Annotated in this window: 2 protein-coding genes; both read right to left on the bottom strand. The window is 63.9% G+C overall.

Annotation, left to right across the window (positions count from 1 at the left end):
- Positions 1-786: an alpha/beta fold hydrolase gene (locus J7355_RS03075; protein ID WP_247739755.1), complete on the bottom strand. Its 786-nt coding sequence runs from the start codon at positions 784-786 to the stop codon at positions 1-3.
- A 7-nt stretch (positions 787-793) separates the two neighbouring features.
- Positions 794-12,073, bottom strand: coding sequence for an amino acid adenylation domain-containing protein (locus tag J7355_RS03070; RefSeq protein WP_348522990.1), 11,280 nt, complete (start codon positions 12,071-12,073; stop codon positions 794-796).
- Positions 12,074-12,403 lie beyond the last annotated feature (330 nt).

The following is a 12,403-nucleotide window of genomic DNA, read 5'->3' as shown; positions in this document are numbered from 1 at the left end:
TCAGGCCAGCAACAGATTGAGCACATCGTGGGTAGACCGCGGCAACGCAACGCGCCGGTACTGGGCGCGTATATCGGCCCAGTCCATTGTTTCTGGCAAATCGAGGACATGCCCGCCACGCGCGGTGATCGACTCCGCCAGTGCCGGCGCCTGCTCGCCGTCGCTCAATACCAAGTGCCAATCATCGATACGAGACGCGGCGTAGGCCATCAGGTCTGCGTCTCGAATTCCGGCGACCACCGCCTCGGGCCAATGGAAACCGAGATATTCGTCGGCGCCCCGTTCTGCATGATGATGTCTACGCGGGCGATAGCGATTCATATTTCGCGTCTGACTTTCGTGCATGTCGGCGATGTCGCCCAGATAAGCCTCGCCGTTGACCACCGGATCCCAGAACAGCACGCGCTGACGCTCCGAATCCCTTGCGGCGGCGGCTGCCGCGATCAGGGCGCCCGCGCGCATACCTAGAACTCGGATATGCGTCAGGGCGGTCGTCTCGCGCAACCACGCCATGGCTGCAACCGTGCTATCGATCCAGGCGGACCAGCTGGCATCGTGCTGGCGGCCATGGCTGTCGCCCGTACCGCGGTAATCGAAGCGCAGCACGTGCGCATTGCGTGCCGCCGCGGCTTCTGCGATCTGCCAGCAAGCACGATAGGCACGCATGTATTCGTGGCCGATGCCCTGGCAAATCACCAATGCGGTTTCCGGGCCCGAGGCGCCCTCGGGCGGTCGATGATACGACCCGTAGAGCGACGCGCGTTCCCCAAAGAAAAAAGGAACCATCGTCACGTCAGGAGCGCCGCGAAAAACCCATGCGCGCGATTAGGCCGCCGCGCGCATCCCTGCGCCCAGCCGGCGTACTCGCCTGATCGTCGCCGGTCGTTTCTGCTGATACCTGGGCGTCGACAAGGCGAGAATTGTGTTCGGTCTCGGACGATACGACGGCGGGCTCGGCGGCGTCCTGGAAGGCAGTCGCCAGTCGCATGGCCAGTTGCCCGAGACTATCGAGCATCATGGCGCGTACCGGCACCTCAACACCATAACGTTCACGCGCCGCAGCCACCGCGCGAACAGCAAGTAGAGAATGCCCGCCGATATCGATGAACGTGTCCTCCGGCGCCGGCGATACCGCGTGACCCAGCGCGTCCGCCCAGAGCGCGGTGACGTCAGCCAATGCCTGTGTGCCCGGCGCATCCACAACGGCTTCGGCCGCGCCGTTTTCGAACGGATCGACAAGCGTCTTGCGATCGATCTTGCCATTCGACAAGCGTGGCCATTCGTTCTGGACGACGAACTGCTGGGCCACCATGTGCAGCGGCAGGCGTTCGCGCAGATAACGCCGAAGCACGGCCGATTCAATCCCGGCATGACCGCTCGCAGGCTGCCACCAAGCCACGAGCTGATCATCGCCCTCACTCGCTGCCCGCACCGACACCACGGCCTCTTCCACCGCCGGATGCTCGGTGAGTGCGGCCTCGACTTCGCCGAGTTCAATACGAAAACCGCGGAGCTTGACCTGCGTATCGGCACGGCCGACAAACTCGATCTGCCCATCGCTGCGCCACCGGGCCATATCTCCGGTTCGATAACGCGTCGCGCCATCGCCACCTTCGGGATCCGGTACAAAGCGCTCGGCGGTCAATTCAGGGCGGCCGACATAGCCCGCCGCGACACCGGCTCCGCCGACCAGCAGCTCGCCCAACTCACCCACGGGGACGGGCCGGTCTTGCTCGTCCACGATCTGAACCCGCCATCCGGAAATCGGGGCGCCGATCGTGTCGGGCCCGTCGACGTGGCGTTCGCTCACGGTCGTGAACACCGTTGCCTCCGTCGGGCCATAACATTCCATCACGCGGGTCACACCCGGTTGGTCTGCAAGCCGTGCCACCAGTTCGCGGCGTACCGGCTCTCCGCCTGCCATGACGCTACGAACCGATGCGGGCAGTTCCACATGACGCAGCAAGGTCGAGAGCACCGAAGGCACTCCGCTGATCATGGTCGGAGGCGTCGGCAACGGGGCAACCAGGGCCAGTAGATCCTCTACCAGCACAACGGTCGCGCCGCGGTACAACGGCACAAACAACTCGAACACCGAGAAATCGAAACAGATGGAGGCAGCCGCGAGCATGCGGGCAATCTCGTCGTCTGCCAGCGCGCTTTCCGACCAGGCCAAAAGCGCCAGCACATTGCGATGGCGCACCGACACGCCCTTGGGCCGACCGGTCGAGCCCGAGGTGTAAATCACATAGGCCTCGCGCTCGATATCGACGGCAGGCTTCGGTAACTGAGCAGTTACCGCCATCGCGGTATCGAGCGTCAGCGTGGCAACATCACTTAGCGCTATCTCCGTGTCGTCGACAAGAATCAACTTAATACCGCTGTCCTCGGATATGAAAGCCAGTCGCTCGATCGGATACGCAGGATCCATCGGCACATAAGCCGCGCCGGCTTTCAGGATCCCGATCATCCCGGCGATCAACGCCGGTGTACGGCGCGCGCACAGCCCGACCCGATCGCCGGGGGATACTCCGCGCTCGTCGAGTGCTGCGGCAATGCAGTCCGATGCGCTGTCCAACCTGGCGTAATTCCAGTCGCCCGTCTCATGCGCCACTGCAACGGCGTCGTGCCTTTCTGACGCGACCTTGCGTAATCCGGCCACTAAATCCACGTCCGGATCAATAATTGACGGTGCCGAATTGAAGCGCGCGCCCGGATCGTCGCGCACGCCCGTGCGCACCGGCAATGTCGCGACTGGAATCTCGACATCATCTGCGACAGCCGACAGCACGGCCGCGTAGTCGCTCAGCCAATCCGCGATCATGTCGGCATCGAAGAGAGCCGTTGCGTAATCGCAGTCGATAACCCACCCGTCGGCGCCGATTTGTAGGTCGAAATGCAGATCAAACTGGGTCGCGGTCTTCACCGGATTATCGACCGCGCTTTCCAGGCCGGGCAGAACGGGCGGGCCATCATCCGGCGCGCAGTTGAATACGATTTCGGCCAACGGCAGACGCGATGGATCGCGCTTGGCTGCGACTTCGCGCACGATCTGGCCGTAAGTCGCCCCGGCATGATCGCTGGCTGCGCTGATCACGCGCCGCACGGTCGCAAGCAGATCGACGAACCGCGCGTCTTCGAGGGCCGTCAATCGCAGCGGCAGAGTCTGTACACAATGACCAAACAACTCGGTTTCGCCTTCGAGCACCTGACCGGCGACCGGCATGGCCACGACAATATCGTTCTGCCCGGACAGCCGCATTATGAGTGCGACAAACGCGGTGAATGTAAGCGCATACCGCGTCGTAGAACACTCAACTGCAAGGGAGGCAATCCGCGCAGCCAGTTCGTCCGCAAGCGCATGTCTTGCGGTGTGCCCCGCCGCCAGTCGGTACGCTGGGCGCGCGGCCCGTGTCGGCAGGGTCAGTGCCGGCGGTGCGGTGGCATAGAGGGCCCGCCACCAGGCCAGATCAGGTGCCACATCGCGCGCCAACAGCCGTGCGACATGCTGCGAGAAAGCCGCCGGCTCGGGCAGGTTCGCACTCTGACTTTCCACGTATGCGCCGTACAGCGTGCCCAGGTCACGGAAGAACAGCATCGACGACCAGCCGTCGCACACCAGATGATGCGAGATCACGCCGATAACATGACGGTCTGCCGCGACGCGGTGCACGGTGACGCCGAGCAGCGCTGTATCGGCATCCGTGATGTCCGGCACGCGATTGCTCATGGCCTCGATAGCCGCGTTGGCCGCTGCCTGCGGCTGCGCGTGCTCTCGTTGATCGATCCAGTCGAGCTGCACGACACGCGCGTCGGCCCGATACTGAGATTCGCCGTCCGCCGCGAAGCGCAACGACAGCGCTTCGTAGCGATCCGCTGCCGCGTGGACTGCCTCGGAGAACGCATCGTGATCCAGCGGCCCGTCCAGCGTAAGTCGCGAGACATCGTTGTAGGCGGGTGCGACCGCCGGATCCACCTGTAGCGCCAGCCAAATTTCGCGTTGCGCCTCGATCAGCGGTATGGATTCTCCGACCTCCAGGCGCGCAGAACCTGACCCGAACGGCAGTGCAGTAGGCGTTGCTGTGGCTTGGATCGTACCGGGCAGTGCGCCCGCCGTCACGAGTGCGTTCACGCCGGCTAATATCGCGTTTTCGACGATCGCGATGTCCTGCGCGGTATGTGCAATCGAGAAGAAACAGTTCTGCGCGCCATCGCGCACGTAGACGCCATGCGCGACCAGCCAAGGAAACAGCAGTGCCGCAAGTGGCTGATCGGCAGGCACATCAAACCGAAACCAGGAGGAGAAATGCAGGATTCGAAGCGGCACCCCGCGCGCTTCCATGGCCGTGTTGACACGTGCGGCGAACGCGCCCGTCGCAGTATCTAGCGCGCGTTGTGCCGCACCCGCGTCCGTCTCGATCCATTCGAGCACGACCTCCGCGGCGGACATGGCAAGTGGATGGCGTACATGCGTGCCGGCGAAAAAAGTCATCGTCGCTTCGGGCATGGAGTCGTCATCAAAGGCCCAACTGCCGCCGTCGATCGCATCCAGCCAGCGGGCGCCGCCGGCAATCGCACCGATCGGCAGGCCGCCGCCGAGGATCTTGCCGTAGGTGCACATATCCGCGCGCACCCCCCAGAGGGCATTGAGTCCGCCCGGCGCACAGCGAAAGCCTGTGATCATCTCATCGAGGATGAGTGCCGCACCGGCCTGCTCCGTGATGCGCCGCAATTCCTTGACGAAGGCCGCCGACTGTCGGTTCGGGTGGCGACTTTGTACCGGCTCCACCAGTACCGCAGCAATCTGATCGGCCTGTTCCTGCAGGATCGCGAGTGAATCGGGCGCGTCGTAGTCGAGCACCATCACGTCGTCGACCGACGCCGACGTGATCCCGGGCGCCACCGGGCGCGTGCTAAGCGTGTCGTCGGCCACGTGCGCGCGGCCGAGCACGCCGTCGAACGTCCCGTGATAATCACCCGTGAAGTACACCACTTTGTGACGGCCGGTGACGGTACGGGCACACCGTAGTGCTGCCATGACCGCTTCGGAGCCGGTGGTTGTAAAAGTAGCGCGTTCGTGTCCGGTCAAACGACATAGCCGTTCGGCCACGCGCGCGGCCGCGGGAGCCTGTGGCCCCAGTTCCATGCCGCGGTCGAGCTGCGCATGCACTGCTTTGCGAACGGCCGGATGGCCATGTCCGAGAAACGCCACACCGAGGCTCATCGTCAGGTCGACATAGTCATTGCCGTCGATATCGGTGACGTGCGCGCCGTCGCTGGCACGCATCGCGATCTGGTAGGCCAGGCCTTTCCAATCACGATGAAAACCCACGATATGCCGCGGATCCGCCAAGTGCCGGCGACCGCTCTCGGCGAGCGCGCGCGAGGACGGTGTCCGTTCGTTCAGGCGGAGGGTCAATGTGTCGATGAAGTCTCGTTGGGTCGCAGTCAACGCCCCAGCGGCGCCCGTTGCGACAGCGGTGTATGGCCCGAAGCGGCCGTTGGCGGCGGTTGTCCGCCCGCCCTGTTGCCGGTCATGCAGGCGTGCCTGCACCGCGGGCCCTGTCGGTCCGACGACCGCGGGTGCTGGGGCTTGCAGCGCGGCATAGCTTGCCGCCGGTGACGGGAGCGGCGTGGGCGCTGCCGGCAAAGACCCCGCCCCGAGCAGTGCGAGTTGCTGCTGCATCACAGCGAGCTGTTGCTCAATAAGTTGATGGGTCTGACTGCTGGCCGGCGCGGCCGACGACAGCGACGGTGATGTGTTCGCGGGCATGTCGGCCTGCGATGCGGCCGCAGACTGTGCCATCGTCGGCGGTTGTGCTTGCTCGGGTCGCTCCTGCGTCGGCGGCGCTACTGGCGCAGCCGCCGGCATTTCGTTGTCCAGATGTGCCGCCAACGCGCCCAGCGTGTCGACACGTTCTAGCAGGTCGCGAAATCTCACGCGTACGCCAAATGTGCGCGAAATTTCGGCGGCGACTTGGGTCAGGAACATCGAGTCCATGCCGAGTGCGGCGAATGTTCGCGATGCCGCGTCCCCCGATATATCGATACCCGATAGATCCTCGAACAGCACTCTCAGCTGCTCGCGCAGTTCCGGCAGACGATCGGGTACAGGCATGGCGGTCTCGGGAGGCGGGCTGGCGGACATAGCCGATTCCATGGCAGACGCGACATCGGGCGACACGCGATTCGGCGGGTCGATCCAGTAGCGCTGGCGTTCAAAGGGATAGGTCGGCAGATGCAAGCGCAGGCGCGGCGCCTGCTCGCAGCCGAACACCCCGCGCCAGTCGGGCATTACGCCCACCTGCCAGAGCGCGCCCAGTGCGCTAAGTAACGCCACGTCGGCCGGCGTGTCATCGCGCGCGCCTGGTTGGCTGGCGATGGCGACCGGCGGCGAATCGGCGGCGTGCTGCTGGCTGATGGCAGCCGTGAGTTGCCCACCGGGCCCGCATTCGAGAAAGACCGGGCGAAGGCTTTCGTGCGCGGCCTCGATGGCCGGCGCGAAACGCACGGCCTCGCGCATCTGGCGCGACCAGTAGTCAGGCGCGCTCATGTCGTCGGCTGTCAACGCGGCGCCAGTGAGCGTGGATATGATCGGGCGTTGCGCCGGCGCGCGAGACACCGCCGCCACGGCCTCTTCCAGCGCGGTCATCGCAGGCGCCATGGCGCGGCTATGAAAGGCGTGCGACGTGGCAAGCCGGGTGGTTCGGAGACCTGCCGTCAGCAAACGATCGTCGAGCGCATCGATCGCCGTGTGATCGCCGGAAACCACACATAATTCCGGCGCGTTGATCGCACTGATCTCTACGCTGTCATCCAGATGCGCTTGAACCTGTGTGGGCGCGGCGTGTATCGCCAGCATCGCACCGCTGGGCTGTGCCGCCATGAGGCGTGCGCGGGTCACAATCAGCCGACATGCGTCGGCCTCGGTAAATACGCCCGCGAGCACGGCCGCGGCAAACTCGCCAAGACTATGCCCGATCAGCGTCTGTGCCTCGATCCCCCATGCGCGCCATTGATAGGCCAGCGCCAGTTCAATCACGAGGACTGCAGGCTGGGTGATGGCGGTATCGGCCAGCCGGTCCGCTGCTACGGCCTGCGCGGCAGGTGCCGGAAAAATCAGCTCCCGCAGGTCGAGCCCAAGCGGTTCCGCTAGGTATCCGGCGAGACGATCCACTGTATCCCGGAAGACGCCGGGCACGTCATAGAGCGCGCGCCCCATCCCCGGATGCTGGGCACCCTGGCCTGGCATTACAAAAAGTATCGGCGGTGCGTCGGATTCGGTCGCGGGCCGCGTCGCAGCTCGGCGTGCGGCACGAGCCAAGGCTTCGGCAGCCTCGGCCGGCGTCGCCGCTACCAAACTGATGCGATAACGCATCTGTGCGCGCCCGACTGCCAGCGTCCACGCTACGTCAGCTAGCACTGCGTCCGGGTGCGCGTTCAGCCACTCGGCCAGCGTCGTGCAACGCGCCGCAAGTGCGGTCGGCGTCTTCGCGGACAAGATAAGCAGCTGCGGCGCCCGAGGGGGTACGCTGCTCACAGGCCGGGGCGGCGGCTCGGACACAATAATATGCGCGTTGGTGCCGCCTACGCCGAATGAGGACACGCCGGCAATACGCGGACGATCAGGCTGGGCCGGCCACGGCGTGAGCGCGCCGACGATCGTGAACGGCGTCGCTGAAAAATCGATGCGCGGATTGGGACGCCTGTAATGCAGGGTTGCGGGCAGCTGCCCTTCGCGTACCGCATGCACCACCTTGACCAGACCCGCTGCGCCAGCCGCCGAGTCGAGATGGCCGATGTTGGGTTTGACCGAACCCAGCCATACCGGCGCGCCCGTGGCACCGCCCTCGCGCCACGCCATCGCCAAACCTTCGACCTCGATCGGATCCCCGAGCGGCGTCCCAGTGCCGTGCGCTTCGATATAGCCGACCTCGTCGGGCGTCACCCCCGCGGCTTTTTGCGCGGCGTGGATCACGGCCGCCTGCCCCGCCGGGCTGGGCGCGGTGAAACTCATCTTGGATGCGCCGTCGTTGTTGATGGCGCTGCCACGGATTACCGCAAGAATGTCATCGCCATCGGCGATTGCATCGTCATAGCATTTGAGAACGAACGCTCCCAAGCCACTGGAGAACACCGTGCCGCAGGCATCTGCATCGAACGTTCTTACATGGCCGTCTTGGGACGCCATGCCGCCTTCTTGGGCGAAATACCCGAGCTCTTGGGGCAAGCCGATGGAGACGCCGCCTGCAATCGCCAGCCGTGATTCGCCTGCAAGCAGACTCAGGCAGGCCTGATGCACCGCGACGAGGCTCGTGGAACATGCCGTCTGAACGTTGATTGCCGGGCCGGTGAGGCCAAACTTGTAGGCTGTTCGGGTCGGCAGATAGTCCTTGTCGTTCGAGACCATGGCGGCGAAACTTTCGACGCCACGCAAGCGTACTTGATCGTCGATCTGGGCGCGATCGTGCAATATATTGTAGAGAAGATAAGGCTCCAAGTAGCCTGCGCCGGCGAACACACCCACGTCCGCACCCTGGCGTGCAGGGTCCACGCCGGCCTGTTCGAGCGCCGACCAGGCGGTTTCCAGCCATAGCCGCTGCTGCGGATCGAGCAATGCCGCCTCCCGCGGCGTAAAGCCAAAGAACGACGCGTCGAAATACTCGATATCATCAAGTATACCGCGGGCGGCCACAAAATCCGGGTGCGCCATGAGCGTGTCGATATCGAGCTCGTGGGCGCGCAATGCATCTGCATCAAAATGGGTGATGGATTCGACACCCGCGACCAGATTGACCCAAAAAGCAGACACATCGCCCGCGCCCGGAAAACGCCCGGCCATGCCGATGATCGCGATCCGTCGATCTTGGGCCTGGCGACGTCTTTCGCGCCGGTCGTCCGTTTCCGCTGAAGCGGGTGAAGAACTATCGGCTCGGCCGTCCAGCCGCTCAGCCAATTTCCGAATCGTGGCGTATTGAAAGAGCTCTGCGATCGAGGGCGCGTCGCCAAAATACTCAGCGATTTGCCCGCGTGCGGTCACCAGCGACAACGAGTCCCCGCCGATATCGAAGAAACTGTCGTCGATTCCCGGACGGACTGCGCCAGTCACCTGAGTCCAGATTGTTGCGAGGGTCTTTTCGGTTTCGCTACGGGGGGCAACGAAGCGCAGGCTACCGGCCAGCTCGCCCGCAGAATCCGGCAACGGCAAACTTCGCCGATCAATTTTGCCGTTCGCTGTGAGCGGAAATGTGTCAACCGGCATATACACGCTCGGACACATGATCGCCGGCAGCCGCTCGCTCGCGTGCGCGCGCAGGGCATACTCGTCGAACGCACTGTTCAGGCGCAAGTAGATGACCAGCCGCGGCGGTTCGTGGCCCACGAGTTTCACGACCGCCTGCTCGACGCTCGCATGCGCCGTCATGGCGGTCTCGATCTCGCCGGGTTCGATCCGATGGCCGCGCAATTTGATCTGGTCATCGCTACGCCCGAGACACATCAGCCGGCCACCGCCATCCGATCCAGCCTGCCAACGCGCCAGATCGCCGGTGCGATAAGTACGCTCCGGCGCAACCCCGTGGCCCGGCGACCAATCAATGAATGCCGCCGCGGTACGCTCGGCGTCGTTCAGATAACCGGCGGCGACACCGGCGCCCGAGATATAGAGTTCCCCCACCACGCCGGGTGCCACGAGCGCGCCGTCCGAATCGACCACATAGCAGCGAGTGTTGGCAATGGGTGTTCCGATCCCGATATCGTCGCTCGCAACGATCTGCTCGCACGTGGACCAGACCGTGGTTTCGGTCGGACCGTACATGTTCCACAAAGCAAAGCCGTCCGCTGCCGAGCCGAGCAGATCGGCTGCCAGCGCTGCGTCCAGCGGCTCACCGCCGACTAATCCGACGAAACCCGCAGGCGGACTCCAGCCCGCCATACGCAATAGCCGCCAGGCGGACGGGGTGGCCTGCAAATGATCGACGCCGGCCGAGTCGATCAGGCGCGCGAGACGCATACCATCGACTACGTCGTCGTCTTGGGCAATCACCGCGCGAGCGCCCGTCATGAGCGGGCCAAACAGCTCGAGTACGGCGATGTCGAAAGACAGCGTGGTGACGGCGAGCCAGCGGTCTGCCTTGCCGATACCCGGGCGCTGCACCATGCCGTGCAGAAAATTCATCACGTTGGCGTGTGTCAGGACCACGCCCTTGGGCAGCCCGCTCGACCCCGACGTGAAAATCACATAGGCCGCATCACTGGCGGATACGACAGCCCGCTCTGGCCGGGCAAAGTGCTCTGCATCATCGGTAGAGCTGACCGCTCCGTCCAACTCGACTATCGATGGCGCGTTGTCAGGCAGCCGGTCCACGACCGAACGCATTGCGATGACACACACCGGTTTGGCCACCTCGAACACACGCGCCAACCGGGATACAGGATGTGTCGGATCACAAGGCACGTAGGCCGCACCCACACGCTGCACCGCAAGTGCTGCGATAACCAGTTGCTCCGAACGCGGCAGCACGATGGCGACACGGTCACGTGGGTGAACCGAGGCCGCGGCCAGACGCGCAGCCAATCGGTCGATGGCCGCATCGAGTCCCGCATAACTCAGTTCGCGACCACTGCAGCACAAGGCGACGGCATCGGGCTGCGCTTGTGCGTGTGCAGCCACGACCTCGTCAATCATGCGCGCTTGCGGCGACGGCGTGGGTTGCGGCTGCCATCGTTCGACAAGCCGCACGCGATCAGCCGGCGCCAGCCATTCGAGCGCACTTAGCGGCACATCCGCGCCCTGGCAACTCACCGATTCAGCGAGCGCGACGAGACGGTCTACCAGCGTGTTGGCTGTCGACTCGTCGAACCGCTGCGGATCGTATTCCATTTCCAGCATCATCTGATCGCCGCCGTAAGCAAACAGCGTCAGCGGATAACCGGTATGGCCACGAAAATGAAAGTCCCAGGCGTGGCCGCGTTTGTGAGGGGTCAAGGCGGCATCGACCGTTCGATGCTCGTAGAGAACAAGCGAATCCAGCAATCCCCGGCCAGTGGCAGCCGCGCGCTGAATTTCCAGCAAGCCGAGATGCTGATGCGGATGCGTGCGCCGCTGGTCTTGGCGCCGCGCGTGCAGGAATGTTCTTAAGGACATCTCGGGCGAGACCTTCACGCGACACGGCGTTGTGGTGATAAAAAGCCCCCGCACACTCCCCGCATCACGCACGCCACCCGTACGGCCCGTGCGGGTCACACCGAACACCACATCGGCCTCGCCGGTATGCCGCCAGAGCAAAATGGCCCATAGCCCCTCGACCAGCGCCGACCCGCCAATACCCCGTTCGTCTGCCAGTTGCGCGAGTTGCGCGCTCACGTTGGGCGCCATCCGGCGTATCACCCGCGCCGTCCCGGGCGCTGAAAACTGCTCAGCGCTGCCGGCAGCAAATGCGCCCGGCAACGGCGGCATACGATTCACGCCACGCAGATATTCGCTCCAGAACTGGCGATCAGGCTCTGCATCGCGCGCTTGGTGCCATTCGGAAAACTCACGCGGCGATCGCGGCGGCGCCAGCTCGGGCGCACTATGGCCGGTCGCAAACGCTTCGTAATGCTCGAAGAACTCATCGACCAGCAGAACGAATCCGCGGCTGTCCATCAGCACATGATGAAATGACCAAACCACGCACCATTGCCGGTTGCCAAGTTCCAAACCCGCGAACCGAAACGCCGGCGCTACAGATAAATCTATAGGTGACTCAAAGTCGGCTTCGACGAAGGCATCGACTTCGGCCTGCGACCAATTTCTCGCGTCATGCCATTGCAGTGGCAACTCGACGCTGTCCTGTACGAGCTGACGTGCGCTGCCGCGAGCTCGGTAGATGAAACGTGTCCGGAGCGCCTCGTGGCGGACGATTAACGACTTCCATGCGGCTGCAAAAGCCGATTGGTCAAGGGGCTCGTCGACCCGAATGACGAACTGCGCGACATTGACTGGGGAATCCGGTGCCGCGTGCGCCTGGAGAATCATTCCCTCCTGCGCGGGCGTCGGCGCGTATTCCGCTATAACCCTCGAGCCGCTCACGACCGTGCCCGCATCAGCTGGGTAGCCCAGAGTCGCAACGCGAAAGCTATCCGCGCGTCATACGCGATGTGGGTCATCGTCATCCATCAGCCCCCCTACGTGCCGATAAGGCATTATCTGCCAAAAACACGTTTGGGTGAAATACCAACCGAGGGAGTCGAATCGTCTTTGGTATTGTTCCATCGACGCCGTGCTCAAGATGCAAGATCAGGCCAATATCGCCGACCAGTAAAAAGTCGAAGCATTGGCGGCGAGCACAGCACGCTCAATTGAAGCTTTGATTACAGAGTTTAAGTCGTCAGACTGGCAGAAGCGCACTTGGCGAGAGGT

It is taken from the genome of Endozoicomonas sp. G2_2, from assembly GCF_017744135.1.
In the GTDB taxonomy this organism is placed as follows: Bacteria; Pseudomonadota; Gammaproteobacteria; order Nevskiales; family Salinisphaeraceae; genus Salinisphaera.
This window is presented reverse-complemented; position numbering and strand designations above follow the sequence as displayed.